This is a genomic window from Rhodococcus sp. SG20037 (genome assembly GCF_031763325.1).
Lineage (GTDB): Bacteria > Actinomycetota > Actinomycetes > Mycobacteriales > Mycobacteriaceae > Rhodococcus_F > Rhodococcus_F qingshengii.
Genome location: NZ_CP134497.1, coordinates 3,544,555 through 3,571,388 on the forward strand (window position 1 = coordinate 3,544,555; position 26,834 = coordinate 3,571,388).

The 26,834-nt window shown below is 62.7% G+C and carries 1 protein-coding gene; it reads right to left on the reverse strand.

What is annotated here, in order from left to right; all coding sequences use genetic code 11:
* Nucleotides 1–31 precede the first annotated feature (31 nt).
* Nucleotides 32–26,824, reverse strand: coding sequence for a non-ribosomal peptide synthase/polyketide synthase (locus tag RHP72_RS16330; protein WP_311093599.1), 26,793 nt, complete (start codon nucleotides 26,822–26,824; stop codon nucleotides 32–34).
* Nucleotides 26,825–26,834: the final 10 nt, after the last annotated feature.

Genomic DNA, 26,834 nt, shown 5'->3' on the forward strand with positions numbered 1-26,834 from the left:
CGCGGGCGTGCGGCTTGGTGGCTTGAAGTTGTCATGCCCGTTCGGGGTATCCGGAAAACATCGAGAGCACCCGGGCGAACTCCGGTCCGATGACCGCCATGGCCGGAGGTTCGATCATCTCGTTGTGTTCGCAGCGCACGGGCACCTCCACGATCCGGCCCGTCACGAGTGGGCTCCATTCCTGCGGCGACCTGTCGCGCGGAATTGTGTCGTCTTCTCCGGATGCCAGGAAGATCAGCAGATCTCCTTCGTAGACCTGGGGAACGAACTGGTGCGTGATTCTCTGTGAAGTCTCGTACCCTCGGGCAATCCGTTCGAGGTCCCGACCGTCGACTCCCGTCTCGGGCCCGAGCCTCCGGGCCAACACGGCCGCCGCCTCGTCGAAGGTCAGATCTCGGTCGGTCTGGGGTTCGAGGCCGAGTCCTCGCAGTAGGTCTCGGACGTCGAGTTCGGCTGACGCAGGGGCATCGCCGTTGTCGGGGTAGCTGTCCATCATCGCCAGTGTGGCGACGTCGCGGCCGGACGATTGCAATTCGACGGCCATGGCGTGCGCGATGACTCCGCCGAGGGACCAACCGAGCAAGTCGTACGGCCCGTCCGGCGAAACGGCCTCCATCTCTTCGACGTAGCGATGGGCTAACTGTTCGATCGACTGATAGTCACCGTCGTCGCTGAGTGCGGGGAGCTGAAGTCCGTACACCGGTCGGTCCTCGGGCAGATACCGCACCAAGCCGGCGTACCCCCAGGACAGGCCGATACCGGGGTGCACACAGAACAGCGGTCGCCCAGTCCCTTTCGTCCGCAGTGGAACAACCACGGCGAGAAGCTCTTCCATACCGGCGTCGGCTGTCGGCATGTCGAGGCGTCGAGCGATTCCAGCGGGTGTCGGGTCGAGGAACATCCACTGAAGCGGGATTCTCCGTTGGAAACGAGAGTGCAGTGCGCTGACGATTCGGGTGGCCACCAGGGAGGACCCGCCCAGGTCGAAGAAGCTGTCGGTAGTGCTCACCCGGCTGACACCCAGAACCTCGACGAACGAGTCGACCACGGCACGCTCGGTGTCGGTGACCGGCTCGCGGAACTCGGCTGCAGCCGAACCGAATTCGGGTTCCGGTAAGGCCTTTCGGTCGAGCTTGCCCACCGGTGTCATCGGAATCCGCTCGAGAAGCACCACTGCCGACGGAACCATGTGCGAGGGTAGTCGGTCGGCTGCGTACGCCCGTATCTCGTCAGTGCCGGTGGCGTCGGCAGCTGACGCACGCACGTACGACACCAGGACCGTTTCACCCGACGGTCCCGTGTGGCCGACAGTCGCGGCGAAGTCCACCGACGGATGGCGTGAGAGAACTGCATCGATTTCCCCGAGTTCGATCCGAAAACCACGGACCTTGACCTGGAAGTCGCTGCGCCCGATGTATTCGAGCGTGTGATGCACTCCATCGCCGGAGCCAACGATTTTGGCACTGTCACCGCCGGATTCACGCCAACGCACGACATCTCCGGTGCGGTACATCCGGCGCCCCGGCGACCCGTACGAGCACGCGACAAATCGTTCCGACGTGAGCGACGCCCGATTATGGTACCCACGTGCCATACCTGGACCGATGATGTACAACTCCCCCGGCACGCCCACCGGGACGGGCTGCAAACGCTCGTCCAGCACCAGGAAGCCGAAGCCCACTGCCGGCGAGCCGATATTCACTCCCGCACCGGGTTTCATCGAATCGCTGACGCTCGCCTGCACGGTGGTTTCAGTCGGGCCGTAGCCGTTGTGCAGCCTCCGACCCGGCGCCCATTGCGCGACGACCTCCGGCGGGCAGGCCTCGCCCACCAGATCGAGAACACGGAGCGCCTCGAAACCGTTGTCACCCAACGCCGCCAGCGCGGTCGGTGTAATGGTGGCATGAGTGACCTGCTCGCGCCGGAAAACATCGGCCAATTCGGCGCCACCGTACACAGCAGGCGGAACGATCACGACTTGCGCCGAGGCGCTGAATGCCATCGTCAACTCGAAGATGGAAGCGTCGAAACTCGGCGATGCCAACTGAGAGACATGAGAGTCGTGAGTGACCTCGAACCTCTCACGAGTTTCGGCCGTGAAGCTCGCCAAACCTCGATGAGTAATGTTCACTCCCTTGGGTTTCCCGGTAGATCCCGAGGTGTAGATCAGGTAGGCCGGATGATCGAGGTTCAGTTCACCGGTTCGATCGTCATCGGTGATCGGTTCCGGCGACAGCGCGGCTACCCGCCGGGCGAAGTGTGGGTCGTCGAGTTCCAGCCAGGGAACAACGTCGGGTAGGTGAGTTCGGCTGGTCTGAACAGTCAAACCGAGCGAGGCTCGGCAATCGGCGAGCATGTATTCGACGCGCTCGCGCGGATAGGCCGGATCGACAGGCACAAAAGCCGCTCCGGCTTTGGTCACCGACCAGATCGCCACCACCGATTCGATCGAGCGAGGCATTCCCAGTGCCACGAAGGTCTCCGGGCCCACACCGCGACCGCACAACTCCCGGGCAACACGATTCGACCACTCGTCCAGGTCGCGATAACTGAGCTGCCGGTTCTCGAGCGACAGGGCCACCGAGTCAGGATCGATCGCCACGGCGTCCGCCAACAACTCAGGCCACAATTTCGGAGGTACTTCGGGGAGCCCATGCGCCGGCGTCAACTCGCGACGTTCGAGATCGCCGAGTAGGTCGATGTCACCGATCGGTACCTGCGGATTCCGGGTCACGGCCTCGAGCACACGAACGAACATGTCGGCAAAACCGCCGACCGTACCGGGGTCGAAGAGATCAGTGGCAAAGTCGACGGCTCCGCTCATCCCTCCCGGTTCACCGCGATCGTCGTACTCCTCGGCCAGAAGGAATTCCAGGTCTACCTTCACTACCTCGAGTTCAGGGTCGATCCCGCGGACTTCCAGTCCCGGTAGCTTCAGAATCGGTCGTTTGTTGTTCTGGAATTCCAGCGACACCGAGGAAATCGGTGCATAAGCGCTCGACCGTTTCGGCCCGACCGCGTCCACTACCCGCTCGAAGGGCACGTCGGAATAAGCGAACGCGGCGAGGTCGACTTCGCGGCAATGCTCAACCAACTCGCGGAACGATCGAGCCGGATCCACCTGTGTGCGCAGTGCGAGCGTGCCGACGAACATGCCGACCAGATCATCGAGGGCACGATCTCCCCGGCCGGCGATCGGCGTGCCGATCACGATGTCGTCGGTGCTGCCCAAACGTGCCAGCAAGAGCGCGAGCGCTGCATGCACAGTCATGAATGCAGTGGACTCGTGCTGCCGCGACACGTTCAGAATACGGCGGTGAAGATCACTGCTGATCGAGAAGTGAATCCGCGAGCCGTGAAAACTCTGTTGCGTCGGCCGGTCTCGATCGAGCGGAAGTTCCAAGAGGTCGGGAGCACCTGACAATGCACGTCGCCAGTAAGCCAACTGCTCACTGATCACCGACCCGGGGTCGTCGACTGAGCCCAGAATCTCCCGTTGCCAGAGCGCAAAGTCGGCGTACTGGACTGGAAGCGGCGTCCACTGGGGATCCCCGCCGTACGCGTGGGCCTCGTATGCAATCATCACGTCTCGGGTCAACGGAGACATCGAGAAGCCGTCAGCCGAGATGTGGTGCACCACTACGGCAAGCACGTGTTCGCGCTCATCGATGGTGAACAACGCTGCCCGCAGGGGAATTCGTGCGGCGACGTCGAAACCGGCCGAGACCATCCGGGCAAGCTCGTCACGGAGATGATGTTCGTCGGTCACCGATGTCTCGGTCAGTTGCGGCAGCTCGGCGCTCTCGGTGGGCAGGATGTGCTGGACCGGTCCGTCACCGTGGACCGGGAACATCGTTCGCAGCGATTCGTGGCGGGCGATGACATCGGACATCGCTGATCTCAAGGCCGGTTTGTCGAGTTCACCGCTCAACCGCACCACGAGCGGAATGTTGTATGCAGGAGAACTGGTGTCGAGTTGATTGACGAACCACATCCGCTGCTGAGCAAACGACAAGGGGATGTTGTCGGGTCGGGGGCGCGGTCCCAGTCGCTCCGCCCCTTCGGCAACCGACTGGCCGATCACCGTAGCCAACTCGGCCACCGTCGGCGTCTCGAACAGATCCCGCACGCCTACGGTAGCTCCGAGCACCGCCCGTAGCCTCGCCGCGACCGAAGTGGCGCTCAGAGAATTTCCACCGAGCTCGAAGAAACTGATGTCGGTACCGACTCGTTCGAGGCCGAGCACCTCGCCGAACACGTCCGACACTGCCTGTTCGACCGGGCCGACCGGGGGACGGAAATCCCCTGTGGTCGTCTCGATTTCGGGTCTTGGCAACGCCGAACGGTCGACTTTTCCGACAGCGGTCAACGGAATGTTCTCCAGCACCGTGAGAACGGCAGGCACCATGTGCGAAGGCAAGCGCCGGGCCACGGCGCGACTCAGGATCCTGGTGTCCAGTCGACCCGCCGTGGGCACGACGTACGACACGAGTCGGGTGTCTCCGGTGGGGGCGGAATCGGCAACCGTAACGGCAAAACCGACGTTGGGCTCCGACATGAGCACACTGTCGATCTCACCGAGTTCGACACGGAAGCCTCGAACCTTGACCTGGAAGTCGCTTCGCCCGACGTACTCGACACACATGTCCGCCGTCCATCGCACGATGTCGCCGGTGCGGTACATCCGCGTTCCTGGGTCAGCCGGGTTGGCAACAAAGCGTTCTGCCGTCAACCCCGCCCTTCGGTGATATCCCCGTGCCACGCCTGGTCCGGCCAGGTACAGCTCGCCGGGGACCCCGACGGGAACCGCTTGAAGTCGAGTGTCGAGCACCAGTTCGCTGACGCCCCTGACGGGTCCACCGATGGTGATTGGTTCTCCGGCGGTCATCGGCGGGCTGACGTTGGACATGATCGTTGCTTCGGTCGGTCCGTACGCGTTGTACAGGCGGCGGCCAGGTGCCCAGCGAGCGACGAGGTCGGGCGGGCACGCCTCGCCCCCGAATACGACTTCCGAAAGTTGTTCCAGCCCAGCCGGGTCCACCGATGCCAATGCCGCCGTGGTGACGAACGCGTGCGTGACGGCGTGCTCTGCCAGAAGTTGCGCCAGGTCCTCGCCCCCGTAGATCCCGGGTGGAGCGATAACCATCGTCGCCCCGGCTCCGAAAGCCTGCAGATATTCGAAGAGCGACCCGTCGAAACTCGGAGTGGAGAAGTGCAGCATGCGTGATTGTGGAGTTGCGCCGTAGCGTTCGAGCTGGTCTCGGGCGAAGTTGTCGAGCCCTCGCTGCGTGACCACGACGCCCTTGGGCACGCCGGTCGACCCCGAGGTGTAGACCACGTAGGCAGCTGAATCCAACCCGATCGGACGGAGTCGGTCGTTGTCGGTCAACGGGCTCCCCGAGAATCCCTCGCACTTCTTCGTGAAATGCGGATCGTCGATAATCAGCCACTCCGCGATATCGGGCAATCGATCTCGGCCCGCGGTGGTGGTCAATCCGAAGCTGACCTTCGAATCGATGAGCATGTGATTGATCCGCTCGTCCGGATAGTCGGGATCGATCGGCACGAACGCAGCGCCTGTCTTGGCGACGGCAAGTATCGACACCACGGACGCGAGAGAACGTGGGATACCGACCGCTACATAGTCCTCGGTTCCCAGGCCGTGCGAGACGAGCATGCGAGCAATGCGATTGGAGAGGATGTCCAGCTCGCCGTAGTTCATGCTGCCGTCCGCCGATTCCACGGCCGGTGCGTTCGGATCACGCTGGGCTGCCTCGTCGAAGATCTCTGGGAAGACGCGCGACGACCCGCCGGCCGTGCCACGGACTGGCACCAATTCAGCATGTTCGGAGACTGCGAGCACCGACACCATAGCCAAGGGGCGATCCGGCTGGGTACACGCTTCGAGTACGCGCCGCAGTCGTCCGGCGATCTCTTCGATGTCGGCGGCACCGAAAACCTCGGGTATGTACTCGAATTTCAGGCGGAGCCTGGTGTCGACCGATGCTACGAGGCTGAGCGGGTAGTGGGCAGCGTCCTTGGCTTCGACATCGGTGATCCGGACCCCCGCAAGATCGGCATCGGACGAAAGCCCCTGACGGTCAACGGGATACGATTCGAAGACAGTCAACGTGTCGAATCCGATCTCCGGCCCCGCGCCTACGTGGATCTCGGAAAGCCCGAGACAGTGGTGATCCGACAGCTCTGCTTGCTCGGCCTGGATCCGCGCGAGGAGTGTGCCGATACTTTCACTCGGGCGCAGCGTGATTCGGACCGGAATTGTGTTGATGAACAGCCCGACCATGGTTTCGATCCCGGTCAGCTCGGGAGGTCGACCCGACACCGTCGCTCCGAACACCACATCGTCTCTCCCGGTCAGTGCAGCAAGGACGATCCCCCACGATGCCTGAACAATCGTGTTGATCGTCAGCCCGAGTTCACGCGCCATTCCGCGAAGTGAGGTTGTGAATTCCTCGTCCAGATCGAACACCCACTCGGCCGCCATGGTCGAGAGTCGACGCGATCGAACCGCTGGAGCCAACAGCGTCGGTCCTTCGACTCCGCTCAGCGTCCTCGCCCACACTGCTCGGGAAGCTTGCTGATCGCGGCGGCTCATCCAGGTCAGATAGTCGCGATACGCGCGCGCGTGAGGCAAGGCCGCCACTTGACCGTCGGCGGCATAGAGCGTCGCCAATTCCCGGATCAGCAGGGGCATGGACCAGCCGTCCAGAAGGATGTGATGATTGGTGAGCACGAGCGTGAACTTTTCGGGGGCGAGAGCGATCAGGGTGAATCGGATCAACGGCGCCCGTGCCATGTCGAACGGGCGCGCTCGGTCCTCGGCCAGCGCTCGATCAATTTCCTGATCTGGTGCACCAGTGAGGTCGATTTCCTGCCACGGCGCTGCCACGTTGCTTCGGACCACCTGGACGGCACGGCCGTCGGCGCTGTGAAGGAAGGCGGTACGCAGGTTCTCATGCCGGCCGAGCAGCGCGTCGGCGGCGCGGCGCAGGCGCTCCGAATCGACTGCGCCGGCTAGATCGAGAGCCACTTGTACGAGGTATGCGTCGACCGATCGTTCGGCCAATTCGGCGTGGAACAACAACCCCGCTTGCAGTGGAGAGAGTGGCCAGACATCGCTCAGGTCGGGACACCGACTTTCGAGGTCGTCGATCGCCTCCTGTCTAAGATCGACCAGATCGAAGTCCGAGGGTGTGAATCCGCCGCCGCCCGCCGCGAACTCTGCGAGCCCGGCCAGTGCGTCGAGCCACCACTGCCCCAGTTGCCGAACGTCGTCCGCACCCAGAATGTCCGGTGGGAACGTCCAGCCGGCAACGAGCTGCGGACCGTCCTCGGTATCGCTGTCGACCGTCATCACGTTGACCTCGAGGACGCTGGCGAGTGGAAGATCGACGGCCGCAACCGTCCGCAGGTCCTCGTCACGGATCGGTACCCATCCCGCTGTAGCGTCGGCCTCGGATCCACCGACGCGTCCGAGGTAGTTGAAACTGATCTGGGGCTCCGGAAGTTGCGAAAGAGTGTGTGCCGTTTCGCGGTTCAGATAGCGCAGCAACCCGAAGCCGATGCCGCGGTCCGGCACCGCCCGGAGTTGTTCCTTGACGGCCTTGGCAGCGACGCCCGCAGCCGGGCCGCCGGCGAAGGCGTCGCTCGGATCCACTCTGCTCAGATCGATCCGCACCGGGAAGATCGACGTGAACCATCCCACCGTGCGAGCGAGATCTGCCCCGGGAACCACCTGTTCCTCGCGTCCGTGCCCCTCGAGACTGATCAATGTCTCCGGATTGTCGATGCCGCGGTCCATGCGCCAGCGGACCATCGCAAGTGCCAAAGCCGTCAACAATCCGTCCTCGACGCTCCCGTGAATCGCCTGCGGAACTGTCGTCGACACGGCCTCGGTCAATCCCGTGGGAACTCGTACTTCGATGTCAATGGTGGCCGAGGCGGTGTCCCTCTTCGTCAGGGCGCGCACACCCAGAGTCGGATCCGGGCCCTCGAGCACCTCTCGCCAATAGTCGATTTCAGCGACCCGATCCGGCTCGCGCGCGGCGTCGACGAGGCCATGTGCCCATCGACGCATCGAGGTTCCGACCGGAGCAAGTGACGGGTCGACGCCTGTCTGCACCTGCGCACAGGCAAGTGCAAGATCGGGGATCAGGATTCGCCAGGAAACGCCGTCCGTCACGAGGTGGTGCGCCACGATTAGCAACTGTTTCCGGCTCTGCCGGTCCTTTTGAATCTGTCCGTCGGTGTCGAGCAGGACTGCCTGCACCATCACACCTGCCTCCGGGTCGAGCCGCCCCAGAGCTGCGTCGAGTTCTGTCGAGACCGTCTCCGCGGCAGAACCCCCGAGGCTCCCGTGGCGTACGACGGTCTCCGCCCGCACCGTACCTACAGGCGCAACGTCCATCCGCCGAGCGGATTCAGGATGATGCGTCGCCCGGATGCCTGCGCGGAGGATGTCGTGGTGGTCCAGCACAGCCTGCATGGCCAGTGTCAGCGTGACCTCGTCGAGCGTGGCAGGAACCGAGAGCAGAACAGATTGGGAGTACCGGCGAAAATCTCCACCACGGTCAAGCATCCATTCGACGATCGGCGTCAATTCGATCTCACCGACGCCGCCGCCAGGTAATTCGTCGACGACGACACGGTTGCCAGCCGTTCCGGCCGTCTCGGACAGCGCCGCAACAGTTTTGCGTTCGAACACCTCGCGCGGTGTGATCAGAACTCCGGCAGACCTGGCGCGCGTCACCAACTGGATGGACATGATCGAGTCACCGCCTAGAGTGAAGAACGAATCGTCGACCCCCACCTCCTCGAGTCCCAGAACTTCGGCGAACAGACTCGCAAGGATGTTTTCCGTCGCGGACGCGGGGCCACGACTTACGGTTGCCCGTCGCCCGAAGTCAGGTTCAGGCAATGCATTCCGGTCGAGCTTTCCGTTCACCGTCAGCGGCAAACCCTCGAGAACCGTCACGACAGCGGGGACCATGTGGGGCGCCAACCTCTGTGAGACATACTCGAGCAACGCCGCCGGAGAGATAGTGGCACCGGACTCCGGCACCACGTAGCCCACCAACCGGTCTCTGCGGGCTACCACCGCCGACTGAGACACGCCCACTCCGGAGAGCAGTGCAGCCTCCACCTCGCCGAGTTCGATTCGGTACCCCTTCACCTGCACCTGCAGATCGTTTCGTCCGAGGTACTCCAGCTGCCCGCTGTCGTTCCAGCGCCCCAGGTCACCGGATCGATACATACGCGCACCACTGACCGCGAGGTCGGGAATGAACCGCGCGGACGTCAGACCGAACCGGCCGAGGTATCCGCGTGAAACCTGATCACCGGAGACATACAGTTCACCCACCACACCGGGCGGCACCGGGTGCAACCGCTGATCCAACACATACACACGCAATCCGGGTAACGCCCGACCAATCACCGAGGCCGATCGTTGACGCACCAGCACACGATCGAGCGGTAAATGGCTGACGTGCACAGTGGTCTCCGTGATGCCGTACATGTTGACCAGATCTGGTGACGAAGTCCCGCGACGGGCGTACCAGCGCGTTAACTGTCCGAAGTCGAGCGCTTCTCCGCCGAAGATCACGTAGCGCAATGACAGGGCCGCACCCCCGGTAAGCCGGTCGGCTTCCGCCAATTGATAGAAGGCGGTGGGAGTTTGATTGAGCACCGTGACACGTTCGTGCCGTAGCAATTCGAGGAATGCCTCTGGTGAACGGGCCGTGAAGTAGTCGACCAGTACCAGTCGGCCACCGTGTGCGAGTGCGCCCCACATTTCCCAGACCGAGAAGTCGAATGCCTCCGAATGGAACATCGTCCACACATCGCCGCTGCCGAAGCCGAAGAGCGCTCTGGTGTTTGCCAGCAACGTCACTACGCTGCGGTGAGAAACCTGCACCCCCTTCGGGCGCCCGGTGGACCCCGAGGTGTAGATCACGTAGGCCACCGATTCGGGTCGGAGCGGTAGCAGCCGATCTCGGTCGGTCACCGCAAGCGGAGAAAACCTGTGCAGTGCATCGAGAATCACCGGGTCGTCTACCGCAATCACTGGAATCTCGCTGTCTGCGATTGCGTCACTGTCTCGTATGTAGTCGCCGTCGGCCCGGGTGGTCAACACACACTTCGGCCGGGCGTCACGCAGCACGAAGTCCACCCGGTTTACCGGAGAAGTCGAGTCCACCGGTACGTATCCGCCACCCGCCTTCACCACCGCCAGCAATGCCACCATCAGGTCGATCGAGCGGGCCATCGCGACTGCCACCAAGGTTTCCGGCCCCACCCCCTGCGCCACCAACAGTCGAGCAAGGCGGTTTGCTCGCTCGTCGAGTTCGCGGTACGTAACCGACAATCCGCCGCAGCGCACCGCCACGGCAGCACCGGACGTCCGCGCCGTGCGATCGAAGAGATCCGACAACGAATCCTCGTCTGTTCCGGCGCCAGAGGGCGTGGGCGCAACCAGCAACCCGCTGAGTTCGCCGGCCAGAATCATGTCGATATCACCGACGACCACCGACTGGTTCTCGGTCACGGCGCCGATCACTCTTTCGAAGCGCGCCGCGATGCGCGCCACCGACATTCGATCGAAAATATCTGTTGCATAACGGAAACCGGCGCTGATACCAGCGGGCTCACCGTGCTCGTCGACGTGCTCCATCACACTCAGTTGCAGATCGAATTTCGCAACCGCGAGATCGACGTCGAGCGAGCGAACCGTCAGTTCCGGCAAGTCGAAGCGCAGTCCCGTATCGGTCTGGAATTCGAGGAGAACCTGAAACAGAGGTGAATGCTCGGTGGAACGGTCGGGCGAGAGGTAATCCACCAACCTCTCGAAGGGGATGTCTGCATGGTCCAGAGCACCGAGATCCGTTGACCGCACCGCGGCCAACACCTCGGCAAAGGTTGCTCCGGGTGAGACAGGTGTGCGAAGGACGAGCGTGTTGACGAACATCCCGACCACATCGTCGAACACCGATGCACCGCGACCTGCGACCGGAGTCCCGATCACTACGTCGTCCGCTGTAGTGAGCCGTGCCAGCAATACCGCCAGAGCCGCATGCATCACCATGAACAGAGACGAACCGTTCTGGTGTGCGAGTTCGTTCAAAGCTCGATGGATCTCGGGCGAGAAGTCCATCGAAACCACCGCGCCCTCGGCAGACCGTTTCGAGGTTCGTGGTCTATCGAGAGGGAGCGGCAAGACGTCCGGAATACCCGACAGCTTCGCTGTCCAATAATCGAATTCGGCCGAGGGCGAAGTTTCCGGACCAACGTCTGCGTCGACGATCTCACGCTGCCAGAGGGTGTAGTCGGCGTACTGAATCGGCAGCGGCACCCAGTCCGGGCTCCGACCTTGCGTGTGCGCGGTATATGCACTCATCAGGTCGCGTGCCAGTGGTGCCATCGAGAAGCCGTCTGCGGCGATGTGGTGAACAACGATCGCGAGTACATGCTGCTCCGGTCCGGTTCGGAGTAACCTCACGTGCAGCGGGAACTCTTCGGACACATCGAATCCGATGTCGAAGAACGCGCGCAAGTCCGTGAAAAGCCCCTCGCCGGGAATCGGCACGGGGTGGATTCGAGGAGCAGCGACCGCGGGTTCGGCGATCACCTGGTAGGGCCCGTCTGCGGACGCAGGAAAGATCGTTCGAAGGGATTCGTGCCGTTCCACCACATCACCCAGCGCGGCTTGGAGCGCACCCGAATCCAGGAACCCGTCCAGTTGTAGTGCGACGGGGATGTTGTAGAGCGGAGACGACGTGTCGAACTGGTTGACGAACCACATCCGCGATTGCGCGAACGACAGCGGAATACGTTCTGGCCGTGCCCTACTCGTGAGGGGCACACGAGTAGCTTCCTCGAGTCCAGGCTCGCCCGGCGCGGAGTCGATTGGATCTATCGAGGCCGCCAGGTCCGCGACCACGGGGGCGTCGAACAGTGCATTGACCCCCATATTGGTGTGCAATGCGGCGTTGATGCGGGCGATGACTCGAGTGGCGCTGAGGGAATCCCCGCCGAGTTCGAAGAAACTGTCGTCGGCACCCACCTGGTCGAGACCGAGAACGTCGGCAACAGCACGGGCGATTCCGATTTCGGCAGGAGTGGCGGGAGTCCGAAACGCAGCGCTCGCAAAATCAGTGTCCGGGAGGGCTTTACGGTCCAACTTCCCATGCACCGTCACCGGAAACTCCCCCAACACCACCACCACCGACGGCACCATGAACCCCGGAAGAGACCTCCGCACCCCCTCCAACACCACCACCTCATCGACCACCACCCCCACCTCACCCACCACAAACCCCACCAAAAAATCCCCACCCACACCCGACCGCAACACCACCACCGCACCAGCCACCCCCACCTGAGCAGCCAACACCGCCTCCACCTCACCCAACTCCACCCGCTGCCCCCGCACCTTCACCTGAAAATCCGTGCGCCCCACAAACTCCAACACCCCACCACACCCCCACCGCACCACATCACCCGTCCGATACACCCGAGCACCCACCACCCCCGACACCGGATCCGCCACAAACCGACCCACCGTCAAATCCACACGACCCTCATACCCCCGAGCCACCTGCACCCCACCCACATACAACTCCCCCACCACACCCACCGGAACCGGCCGCAACCGCGAATCCAACACCAACACCCGCGTATTCCACACCGGCCGACCAATCGGAACACCCACCCCCACAACACCCTCCACCACATGAAACGTCACATCCACCGACGCCTCCGTCGGCCCGTACAAATTCACCAACTCCGCACCACACACCCCCGCAAACCGCCCCGCCAACACCGACGACAACCCCTCACCCGACACAAACACCCGACGCAAACCCGAACACCCCACCCCCAACTCCCCCACGCTCAACTCCCCCACGAACACCTCCAACATCGACGGCACAAAATGCACCACCGACACCCCCCACCGCTCGATCACACCCACCAAATACACCGGATCACGATGCCCACCCGGATCCGCCACCACCAACCGCGCACCCACCATCAACGGCCAAAACAACTCCCACACCGACACATCGAACGACACCGGCGTCTTCTGCAACACCACATCCCCCACACCCAACGGAAACTCCCCCTGCATCCACAACAACCGATTCACCACCCCCGCATGCGACACCACCACCCCCTTCGGACGACCCGTCGACCCCGACGTGAACATCACATACACCGCATGCTCAGGCAACAACACCCCCAACCGATCCCCCACCCCCACCGGACCACCCGAAAACCCCGAAACATCAACACAACCCACATCAACAAACCCCACCCCCACCGGCAAACACCCACCATCACCAACCCGCGACAACACCACCACCGGATCCACCACACCCACCACAAACCCCACCCGCTCCACCGGCGCACCCACATCCACCGGAACAAACACCCCACCAGCCCGCACCACCGCAAACACCGCCACCAACAACTCCACCGACCGCGACAACGCCACACACACCCGCGACTCCGGACCCACCCCCAACGAAATCAACAACCGCGCAAAACGATTCACCCGAACATCGAACTCACCCCACGACAACACCACCCCACCACACACCAACCCCCCACCACCCACACCAGCAAACCGCCCATCCAACACATCCACCAACGTCAAACCCCCCACCACAACCCCCACACCATCCCAACCACCCACCACCAACCCACGCTCACCGGCGACAAACACGTCGACCTCACCGACCGGTGTATCCGCGTTCGCTGCGAAGGCGGCAAGAATCCGCGACATTCGCTGTGCAATGGTGTCGACCGCGGCGCGGTCAAATGCCGCCGGCTGGTACCGCAGGCTGACCTGCAGCGTCGGTTCCGCGACCGACAGCACGGTGAGCGGGTAATGCGTGGCGTCGCGGGCATTCACAGCGGTGACGCGCATACCGGCAATGTCGGTGTTCCCGCCCATCCCCGAGATATCGATCGGATACGACTCGAAGACCGACAGTGTGTCGAACAAATTGCCTGTCCCTACGACAGATTGAATCGCGCCGAGTCCGACATAGTGATGATCGAGCAGAGCTGTCTGCTCGCTTTGCAGTCGAGCGAGCAGCTGCGTACACGTCTCGTCCGGATCCAGTTGCACTCGGACAGGCAACGTGTTGATCAGCAGCCCCATCATGTTTTCCACACCAGGCAACTCGGGTGAGCGGCCCGAAACCGTGACGCCGAAGACTACGTCGTCACGGGAAAGCATCCGAGACAGTAGGACACCCCACGCCGCCTGGATCACCGTGTTCATCGTGATCCCGCTCCGTTGGACCAGCGCACCGAGTCCGTCGCGCACCGAATCGGGTAGATCGACGGCAACCTCTTCGGGCACCAGCTGCTCCGCGATCGGCGTCGAAGGCGCCAACAACGTCGGCTCGTCGACGCCTTCCAAGGCGTCCTCCCACGCCGCGAGCGAGGTCTCCATATCGCGGTGCATCAACCATTCCAGATAGGTGCGGTACGACGGAGTCTCGGGAAGATCGGCCGGGGCCCTCTCGACCGAGAGACTGTCGTCCGCGTATCGCATCAACAGTTCGCGAACCAGCAACGGCATCGACCAACCGTCGAGAACGATGTGATGGTTCGTCACCACCAACACACACCTCGTCGGCGAGGTTCGCAGCAACGTCAGCCGAAGCAGTGGCGGCGAAGCGAGGTCGAAGGGTGCACTGCGATCCTCGGCGAGGCGGCGCTCCAGATCTGCGTCGGTTGCCGATCCGCGATCACTCAGGTCGACCTCGGTCCAGGGAATCACGGCATCGTCGACAATCAACTGCACCGGTAGGCCGTTCACGTCGTAGACGAACGCTGCACACAGATTCGGGTGGTTTGCCAATAGTCCGGCAGCAGCGCCGCGCAAACGCTCGGAATCAACCTCTCCTTCGAGCTCGACGAACAACTGCGCTGTGTAGACGTCCGTCGACGTGGCCGCCAGTGAGGCATGGAACATCAGCCCGGCCTGAAGGGGCGACACCGACCAGACATCGTGCAATCCGGGGAAGTCGTTCTCCCAGCGTTCGATCTGTTGTTGGTCGACCGAGACCAGGGGAATGTCCGACGGCGTCAGACCGCCCGCATCAGGTCGCGACGCGTGCGCGGTGAGTCCGTCGAGCGCACGACGCCACAGTTCCGCGAACTCCGCGACGTCAGACCTGTCGAGCACTCCGCGGGGAAAGGTGAAAGATGCTGTCAGGCAGGGCCCGTCGACATGGTCCTCAACCGCCGCGTTGATGTCGATCACGGACGCCACAGGCATGGACGGGTTCTGGGTTCCGCCAAGCCTTCGATTGCCCTCCACCGGCAGCCAGTCCTGTGTTCCGTCAGAGGAGCTGATCCGGCCCAGATAGTTGAAACTGATCTGAGGAGAACGGAATCGGCCGAGTGGGTCGCTCTCGCCCGACAGGTACCGCAACATCCCGAATCCGATTCCATGATCGGGGATCGCACGCACGTACTCTTTGACAGCTTTGAGAGCCCGCCCGGCGTCGGCGCCACCGGCCAGTGCGTCGTCGACGTCGATTGCGCCGAGGTCCACGCGCACCGGGTAGAGCGTGGTGAACCAACCAACGGTGCGACCGAGGTCTGCGCCAGGAACCACCCCTTCCTCGCGGCCGTGTCCTTCGAGAGTGATCAGGGCGGCAGCGGTGTCCGAACCGCGGCGTCGTCGCCACCCGATCGAGGCCAACGCAACAGCGGTGACGAGTCCGTCGTTCACGCCGGCGTGGAATGCCGCAGGAACCGTGGTGAGAAGGTTTCTGGTCACCGAAGGCGAGATGTCCACTGTAACGGTGTCGACCGTGTCGTCGACGTCGATCGTGGGATCGAGTGGGCGCGAACCGATCAACGGGTCATCGCCGTCCAGGATCGTTATCCACATGTCCAGTTCGACGCTCCGGTCGCCCACGTGCTCGACAAGCCCATGCGCCCATCGCCGGAACGACGTTCCGATCTGTGGCAGTTCGGGCGTGACACCGGCCTGGAGTTGTGCTGTCACGGACGCCAGGTCGGTGACCAGAATGCGCCACGAGACGCCGTCGACAACCAGGTGATGAATCACCACAAGTAGTCGGCCCCGCCCGGTCGACACGTCAGGTTTGTCGGCCAGGTCGAACCAGATCACGCGCACCATGTCAGCCGCGGCGGGATCCAAGCTGTCGGCCGCGGCCTCGAGTTCTCCCGACGCCAAGTCCCTGAAACCTTCGTCGTCCACCGAATCGACAGCTACGCGGTGGATCAGTCCTTCGGCCGAGATCGAGCCGGGTGGTAAGACTTCCATGACCCGGTCACTCTCAACCAAGCGAGCTCGAAGCATTCCGTGGCGGTCCAGCAACACCTGGAGACCACGGACAAGGAGGTCCTGGGTGAGATCAGCGGGAGCTGTCAGCAAGAGCGCCTGGGAGAACCGTTTCACTCCGCCGCCACGTAGCCCGCCACTGCTGCGGTCGAGCATCCACTGCGCCACCGGGCTCAGTGGAACAGTTCCGACAGCGGATCCCGGTAGCTCCGCGAGTACATCAGGCCTGTCCTGCTCAAGGTGCGCCGACTCGGCAAGCGCGGCGACGGATTTGTGGTCGAAAACATCTCGGGGTGAGACGATCACACCCGCATCGCGAGCGCGGGCCACCAATTGGATGGACATGATGCTGTCTCCGCCGAGCTCGAAGAAGGAATCGTGCACTCCTACCGCATCGAGACCGAGAACCTGCGCGAAAAGAGCGGCAAGAAGATTCTCGGTTTCCGTTCGCGGTGTCCGGTCGGGTGTGGCCGTGGACGAGAAATCGGGTGCGGGAAGCGCTGCGCGGTCCAGTTTTCCGTGAACCGTCAGCGGAAGTGCGTCGAGCACCACCACCGCCGCCGGCACCATGTACGACGGCAGACGCTTGCCTGCATGCGCGAGGACGTCTCGCGGATCGACACTCGCTCCGCGATCGGGAACCACGTATCCGATCAACCGATCCCTGCCATCGCCGTTCCAGACGCCCGTCACCGCCTGGGCCACGCGCGGGTGCGTCTGCAGTGCCACCTCGACTTCCCCGAGTTCGATGCGGAACCCACGGACTTTGACTTGGGCATCGGAGCGCCCGAGATACTCCAGCTGTCGGTCGGGCGTCCACCGCACGCGATCACCCGTGCGATAGATCCGCGTTCCCGGCGCACCGAAGGGATCTGCGACAAACTGCGTGGAGGTCAACGGGGATCGCCGGTGATAGCCGCGAGCGAGAGCCGGTCCGGCAAGATACAACTCTCCGGCGACACCTACCGGTACCGCTCGCAGACGCGAGTCCAGCACTACCTCGCTGAATCCGCGAGTAGGTGTGCCGATAGTGACCGGGTCGTTCGGAGCCAGTGCCGCACTGATGCTCGACACGACAGTTGCCTCGGTAGGACCGTAGGCGTTGAACATCTTTCTGCCCGGAGCCCAGCGGGCCACCAATTCCGGCGGACACGCTTCCCCACCTGTCACGACACAACCGACAGTGGTGAGACCGTCTGGGTCGACGGACGTTAAGGCCGCCGGAGTCACAAAACAATGGGTGACGCGCTCGCGCTCCAGTAACGCCGCCAGTTCCGACCCGCCGTAGACGGTCGGTGGCACGATCACCATCGTGGCTCCAGCACCAACGGCCATCACGAGCTCGAGAACCGACGCGTCGAAACTCGGCGAAGCGAAGTGCAGAGTTCTGGATCGGGTCGTGGCGGCGAAGGTCTCACGCTCCTGGAGCGCGAAGTCGCTCAACCCGCGATGTGTGACCGTCACGCCCTTGGGTGTTCCTGTCGACCCCGACGTGTAGATCAGATAGACCGGATTGTCGATGCGAATCGGTGCCTTCCGATCCGCGTCGGTGACTTTCGATGGCGAGTACGCCCGCAGCCGTTCCTCGAAACCGGCATCGTCGAGGACTAGCCACGGCACGAGGCCGGACAATGCCGCGTTGTGAGCTCGAGACGTTATCCCCCACCCTGCACCGGAGTCGCCCAGCATGTGCTCGATACGAGCAGCAGGATGTCCCGGGTCCACGGGAAGGAATGCCGCACCTGTCTTGGCAATGGACCACACCGCCAGAACGGACTCGATGGAGCGTGGGAGACACAACGCCACCACCGATTCGGGACCCACTCCGGATTCGATCAGCATGCGGGCCAATCGGTTCGACTGCGCGTCGAGTTCGAGATAGGTCACTTCACATTCCTCGAACACCAGCGCAACGGCGCCGGGATCCTGGGCAGTCGCCATATCTGTTGCTGCAGTCAGCAAATCCGGAAGGGTCTGAACAGCGGCGGAAATCTCACCTCGCACGGGTACCAGTTCGGCTGACTCATAGGCGTCGAGGATCTCGATATCTCCGATCCGTGATTGCGGATCCGTGATAACGCGCTCGAGAATCCGTTGCAGGCGGTCGGCGAAGCCCGCTACCGTTTCCTCGTCGAAAATATCTGTGGCATATCCGAATTCGGCGCGAAGACCGTCCGATTCGCCGGCTGCGCCGGCGTTCTGCGTCACCGTCAACTGAAGATCGAAGTTGATGGTGTCGATCTCGACGCCCACGTCGGTCACCTGCAGGTCGGGGAGTTCGAGTGCAGGCCGTTCGATGTCTTGGAACTCCAACATGACTTGAAACAGGGGCGAGTACGCCGTCGAACGTGAAGGATTCACGATCTCGACGACTCTTTCGAACGGCACGTCCGCGTGAATGAAGGCGCTCAGATCTACGTTTCGGACCTGGTCGAGGAAGTCTCCGAAAGTTGCGCCGCGGTCCACTGCAGTGCGCAACACCAAAGTGTTGACGAACATGCCCACCAGGTCGTCGAGTTCGCGCTCCCCACGCCCGGCGATGGGAGTTCCGACGGCTACGTCGTCCTCATCACTGAGCCTCGCCAGCAGCACTGCCAAGGCTGCGTGCACAACCATGAAGACCGTGGCGTTGTGTTTGCGCGACAGGGCAACCACACCGGCATGCAGCTTCGGACCGAACACGAACCTGATCCGTCCGCGTCGAAGCGAACGCACATCACCGCGCGGTCGATCGGTCGGAATGTCGAGAACCTCCGGTGCGCCCGCAAGATTCTCGGCCCAATAGCCGAGCTGTTTCGAGATCAGAGACCGAGAGTCCGATTCCGAGCCCAACCAACCAAGTTGCCACAACGCGTAGTCGGCATACTGGATCCCGAGCGGCGCCCACTGCGGTGCCTCACCGTTCACACGGGAGGTGTATGCGCTCATGAGATCTCGGGCCAGCGGTACCGTCGAGAATCCGTCGGCGGCGATGTGGTGAATCACGATCACCAGGACATGCGAGTGGACCTGGTCGTCTCGCCGCAACAAGGTGGCGCGCATCGGGACCTGCTGCATGACGTCGAAACCATCCGAAACGATCTGCCGGCAACGCTCGCGCAGCTCTTCCTCTCCCTGCACAAGTATCGGTGCAAGATCCGATACCACCTGTGAGGTAGACATGATCACTTGACGCGGGCCGTCGTCAGTGAGAGGAAAAACAGTGCGCAAGGACTCGTGCCGCTCGACGACGTCGACAAATGCCGCGTGAAGTGCACTCAGATTCACTGTGCCGTCGAGCCTCAACGCGCACGCGACGTTGTAGGCGGCGGACTCGGGGGCGAACCGATTCGCAAACCACATTCGCTCCTGCGCCGGTGAAAGTGGGATATCTGTCGTCATACCCCGCGGCGTCAACGCCGGCTTGGCCCCCTCTCCTCCGCGACACTGCGCCAATTCGGCCAGCGCTGCAACGGTAGAAGCATCGAAGACGTCACGAATGTTGATCCGTTCGCCGAGAACAGAATTCACTCGCGCAACCAACCTGGCCGCACTGAGAGAGTTCCCACCCAGGGCAAAAAAGTCGTCGTTCACGCCCACCGTCGACGTTCCCAGCAGATCATCGAAGATTGCGGCAACCGTCTCCTCGACCGGCGTTCGTGGCGCAACATACTGCAGCGCTTGAGGTTCGAAGGTGACGTCCGGGAGGGCTTTACGGTCCAACTTCCCATGCACCGTCACCGGAAACTCCCCCAACACCACCACCACAGACGGCACCATGAACCCCGGAAGAGACCTCCGCACCCCCTCCAACACCACCACCTCATCGACCACCACCCCCACCTCACCCACCACAAACCCCACCAAAAAATCCCCACCCACACCCGACCGCAACACCACCACCGCACCAGCCACCCCCACCTGAGCAGCCAACACCGCCTCCACCTCACCCAACTCCACCCGCTGCCCCCGCACCTTCACCTGAAAATCCGTGCGCCCCACAAACTCCAACACCCCACCACACCCCCACCGCACCACATCACCCGTCCGATACACCCGAGCACCCACCACCCCCGACACCGGATCCGCCACAAACCGACCCACCGTCAAATCCACACGACCCTCATACCCCCGAGCCACCTGCACCCCACCCACATACAACTCCCCCACCACACCCACCGGAACCGGCCGCAACCGCGAATCCAACACCAACACCCGCGTATTCCACACCGGCCGACCAATCGGAACACCCACCCCCACAACACCCTCCACCACATGAAACGTCACATCCACCGACGCCTCCGTCGGCCCGTACAAATTCACCAACTCCGCACCACACACCCCCGCAAACCGCCCCGCCAACACCGACGACAACCCCTCACCCGACACAAACACCCGACGCAAACCCGAACACCCCACCCCCAACTCCCCCACGCTCAACTCCCCCACGAACACCTCCAACATCGACGGCACAAAATGCACCACCGACACCCCCCACCGCTCGATCACACCCACCAAATACACCGGATCACGATGCCCACCCGGATCCGCCACCACCAACCGCGCACCCACCATCAACGGCCAAAACAACTCCCACACCGACACATCGAACGACACCGGCGTCTTCTGCAACACCACATCCCCCACACCCAACGGAAACTCCCCCTGCATCCACAACAACCGATTCACCACCCCCGCATGCGACACCACCACCCCCTTCGGACGACCCGTCGACCCCGACGTGAACATCACATACACCGCATGCTCAGGCAACAACACCCCCAACCGATCCCCCACCCCCACCGGACCACCCGAAAACCCCGAAACATCAACACAACCCACATCAACAAACCCCACCCCCACCGGCAAACACCCACCATCACCAACCCGCGACAACACCACCACCGGATCCACCACACCCACCACAAACCCCACCCGCTCCACCGGCGCACCCACATCCACCGGAACAAACACCCCACCAGCCCGCACCACCGCAAACACCGCCACCAACAACTCCACCGACCGCGACAACGCCACACACACCCGCGACTCCGGACCCACCCCCAACGAAATCAACAACCGCGCAAAACGATTCACCCGAACATCGAACTCACCCCACGACAACACCACCCCACCACACACCAACCCCCCACCACCCACACCAGCAAACCGCCCATCCAACACATCCACCAACGTCAAACCCCCCACCACAACCCCCACACCATCCCAACCACCCACCACCAACCCACGCTCGGGCACGCCCAAAATTTCCGTATCCCCTACTGGCACTGTTGGATCCGACACGACCGACCGCAGGAGGCGGACGAAACGCTCGCCGAACTCGGCGACTGTGGTGCGCTCGAAGATATCGGAGGCGTAGGTAAAGGCGGCGTCGAAACCCACCGGGATTCCGTCCTTGCCACGCTTTTCGGAGAGCGACAATTGCAAGTCGAATTTGGCGACACCGATGTCGACTGAAACAACATCGACACCGAGTCCTGGTAGTTCGAGGTGGGGATCTGCGGTGTTCTGAAATTCCAACAGAACCTGGAAGAGCGGTGAACGAGATGGTGAACGCTCCGGAGCAACTGCATCGACGATTCGCTCGAACGGCACCTCGGTTTGCCCGAACGCTGCCAGATCAACTTCGCGAGTTCGTGAAAGGATTTCCTCGAAAGTCGCGGCGGTGTCAACGGCGGTTCGCAGGACGACCGTGTTGACGAACATCCCGACCAGGTCGTCGAGGACTTGCTCCGCGCGCCCTCCCACCGGAGTGCCGATCGCTATGTCCGGCGAGGCGCTCAGCCGTGCCAACAGAACCGCCAGCACTGCGTGCATCACCATGAACGGTGTCGCGTTGTGATTCCGAGCGAGTTCGAGGAGGTCACTGTGCACGTCTGCGGGCACCGAGAATAGGACCGATTCACCGCGCATGGATCGTTCCGCCGGCCTCGGTCGATCCAGCGGAAGGTCGATCACGTCAGGTAGACCGGACAGGGTGGACGTCCAGTAGTCCAACTGCTTCGCCTGGAGCGTGTCCGGATCGGCGTCACTGCCGAGCAGTTCGATCTGCCATTGGCTGTAGTCGGCGTACTGCACAGGCAAAGGCGGCCAGTCCGGTGCCCGACCGGCAGCCCGCGCCGCGTAGGCGCGGGTCAGGTCGCGGGCCAGCGGCTCGAGAGATGCTCCATCCGCCGAAATATGGTGAACCACCAACGCGAGGACATGAACTTCCGGAGTGATTCGAAAAAGAGAGCCGCGCACGGGCACGTTCGCGCTCACATCGAACCCCTCGCGAGCGAGATCGGCGACGCGCCTGTCCAAGGCTTCCTCGTCAACGGATACTTCCCACGCCATCTCCGACGTCACACGTTCCGAAGGAACCACGACCTGATGTGGACCGTCGACCGACGCCGGGTAGACGGTGCGAAGCGATTCATGTCGATCGACAACATCTCCCATCGCGAGTTTCAGCGCAGCCACATCCAACGCCCCTGACAGTCGGACCACCATCGGGATGTTGTAAGCCGGGGACGAAGTGTCGAACTGATTGACAAACCACAGGCGTTGTTGCGCCACAGACACCGGAATCTTGTCCCTGTACGAATGTGCCTGCAGGATTGGACGCTTCGAACGCGAGGGATCGACGCCGGAGGACTTCGCGTCACGCACGTGGAGGGCCAGTGATTCGATCGTCGGTGCTTCGAACAAAGTCCGCACCCCGAAATCGATTGCTTCAGCGGCATTGACTAGTGCGATCAGCTTTGTGGCGATCAGTGAGTTCCCACCCAGCTCGAAGAAGTCGTCCCCCGCACCCACCGTCTCGACGCCTAGAACGTCGGCAAAAATCTCGGCGAGCACTAGTTCCTCAGCGCCCTCGGGCGGTCGAAAGTCGTCCGACCGAGCATCGAACCGAGGTGCAGGTAAGGCAGCGCGATCGACCTTTCCCGCCGGAGTAACCGGCAACTCGTCGAGTAGAACAAATGCCGCAGGAACCATGTACGACGGAACACGGCTCGCGACGTACCGCGTCAGCTCGGCCGTCGAGAGCGCACTTCCGCCGGCAGGCACGACGTACGTGGTAATCATCGCTGTCCCGGAGGGAGCCGCCCGCGCCACGGTGACTGCATTCTCGACCTGCGGACACGCCCGCACGATGCTGTCGATTTCCCCGAGTTCGATACGAAATCCGCGAACTTTCACCTGGAAGTCACTACGACCGACGTACTCGAGTCCACGGCCACGGCGCCACCGCACCAAATCCCCCGTTCGATACATCCGCTGCCCGGGGAGGCCGAAGGGGTCTGCCACGAATCGTTCTGCCGTCAACGCATACTTTCGGTGGTAGCCGCGTGCGAGCGCGTCTCCCGAGATGTACAGCTCGCCCACAACACCGTCGGGGACGGGGTGCAGCCGCTGATCGAGCACGATCTCCTCGAAACCGCGGAGCAGACCGCCCACTGTGATGTTCTCCGACGAGACCATCGGCTCTCCGATGTTCGACATGACGGTGGTCTCGGTCGGCCCGTAGGCATTGCACAGCCGTCGGCCGGGAGCCCACCGCTGCACAAGATCCGGCGGACAGGCCTCACCACCGACCACCACGTCGCCGAAGTCCGAAAGGCCCTCGGGAGAAACTGTTCCGAGCGCCGCAGTAGTGACAAAACCATGCGTGACACGCTGGGATTCGAGGAGGTGAGACAGCTCGTCACCGCCGTAGATCGTGCTCGGTGCAATCACCATGGTCGCTCCGGCACCGAAAGCCAGCAGGTATTCGAAAATCGAGGCGTCGAAACTCGGGGTCGAGAAGTGCAATGTTCGCGCACCCTGGGTCGCACCGAACCGCGAACGCTGTTCGGCAGCAAGCGCTTCCAGTCCACGATGCGAGACCGTCACCCCCTTGGGGAGTCCGGTGGAACCCGAAGTGTAGATCACGTATGCAGGATTGTCGGGCCGGATCGGGTGCACCCGATCGACATCGGAGATGGAGCGCACGGACAACCGTGCAAGTCGGCCACGGAACTCAGCGTCGTCGATTGCTATCCAGGAAATCGAATCCGGCAAACGATGAAGTTCGGAAACGACCGTGAGCCCCAGTACGGCGCCGGAATCGGTCAGCATGAAGCGAACACGTTGACCCGGATAGGTCGGATCCACCGGCACGAATGCCGCGCCGGCTTTGGTCACCGCCAACATCGCGACAACCGATTCGATCGAACGCGTCAAACCCAGCGCCACACTGTTTTCCGGACCGATGCCGCGGTCGATCAAGACTCGGGCCAACTTCGACGAACGCTCGTCGAGTTCTCGATACGTCAACTCGGCATCGAGATACGACAGGGCCACGCCGTCGGGGTGTGTGCGCGCCGCACCGTCGAACAGTTCGGCCAGGGTGCGGTGCGAAGCGCGAGGGTCACTGCGTACAGGCTGCATCGCGGATCGCTCGTCGTCGGACAAGATGTCGATGTCGCCGACCATCATTGTCGGATCTGTGGTGACGGATTCCAGGACGCGCGCGAACCGCAAACCGAGGCCACGTACCGTCTCGGCGTCGAACAGGTCGGTGGCAAACGCGAGCGTCACCGTGATTCCGGACGGCGTACCCACCTCGTCGAAAGTCTCGACTGCAGACACTCCGAGATCGAAGCGGCCGATGTCGCGAGGGTGCTCGTCAGCGCTGGCGACGGACTCGAACGTCACCTGTATTACCGGCGCATACGCAGGTACATCCTCCACCTCGAGCGACTCCGCCACCTGCTCGAGCCGTATCCCACTGTGCGGCAGCGCATTACTTCGGACCTCGACGACACTGCCCAAGAGTGCCGTGAACGGCGTCTCCAGATCGATGCGACTCCGGATGGCGACGATGTTCGCGTCGGATCCCGCGGGCGTACCGATCACAACATCCGAAGCACCGGACAACCGGCTCACCAGGAGAGCAAAGCTTGCATGTAAGACCGCACGAGTGTCCGTCCCGAGATCACTCGCCATCGCCGTGATCCGCGCGTGGGTGTCGGCGGCGATCACGACCTCAACCCGTCCGTTCTCCAGCGATTGCGTTGCAGGCCTGGGTCGATCGAAGGGAAGTTGCAACAGTTCGGGCGCGCCGGTGAGCTCGTGTGTCCAATATTCGAGGTGCCGCACTTCGCGTTGTCGTCGCTCGCCCTCCCGGGCCGTCGGGCTGTGAATGTCTGCGAGCTCGGCACCGGAATCAGACGCGATCAACTCTTCCAGCAAGCCGACAAAATTCCGGTGGTGCTCGCGTAAACCCACCTCCTCGTATCGGATCGGGTTTGCCCGGAAGTCGACACGCAGCCTGTCGCCGCTCGGATACACGTTGACCAGAAGGTCGTCCACCGGCCCGGAGGTGACGATGTGATACTCCCCAACCACCTCGCCCAACTGCACCTCCTGGCGAAACAGCATGACGTTGACCATGGGCCCGGCATATGAGTCTTCGCCTTCCAGACCGCTCGTCACGCCTGCGTCCCGACGGATGTCGTCGAGGCTGCAGCGCTGGTGCCGCAATGCACCCATGAGCTCATGCTGGACCTGGGCGAAGAGTTCACCGACGGTGTCGACCGCTGCGACACGGATGAGCAGTGGCGTGACGTTCACCATCATGCCGCCCGAGTCCCGCAGCACCGCCGTAGTACGTCCGGACATCGGAACATGAATCTGGACAGTCTCTTTCGCCGTCATCCGCGCGAGGTACAACGCGAGCGCAGCGATGACCGGTGCAGCGTGGTTCTCGGATTCGTAGAGAAGGGCACAACTTCGGTCCGACATCAGTGTGCTTTCGAGTCGGCTCTCGGTTTGCGCGGGCCCAGAAGCCTCCGCCAGGCTGGATCCGGCGAGGGTGGTATTGCGCTCAGCCCAGTACTCCCGGTCGGCGGCGAATCGATCCGACATTCTGTACCGCTTGTCGATGTCGTACAGCGTGCGCAGTGTCGCGGCACGACTCGGCTGCGAGTCCTTTCTCGCCGCCGAGGCCGAGTACCGATGCGCAATGCGGTTCATCATGGTCATGGCGCCGAAACCGTCGAGCGCAACATGATGGATGCGGCTGTACCACAGATAGTGCGCGTCACCCACGCGCAGCACAGCGGTCGCGACGATTCCGTCGACTGCCAGGTCGAGCTGCGTCCGGCAATCTCGGCGCATCCACCCGAGGGCATCCTCGATCGGATCGGGGGACCCACGGAGGTCGACCAAACCGACCGAGATTTCGGCCTTCTCATCCACGTACTGCATCGGTTGACCGTCGATCTCGATCACTTTGAGCAAAGGAGATTGAAACTCGTATGCCACCGCTCGCGTTTCGCGATCCAGCAGTTCGACGTCGAGTTCGCCGCGCAGCTCCACGTAGTGCGCTATCAGAATCGGGACTTCGGGATCGAATTGCTGAGCGAACCAGGTTGCCCGTTGGGCGGCCGAGAGCGGAAAGAGCGTCTCATCAGAAGGGTCGGTCCGACTTACCTCGAAGGGTTTCACAGCGCCCCGC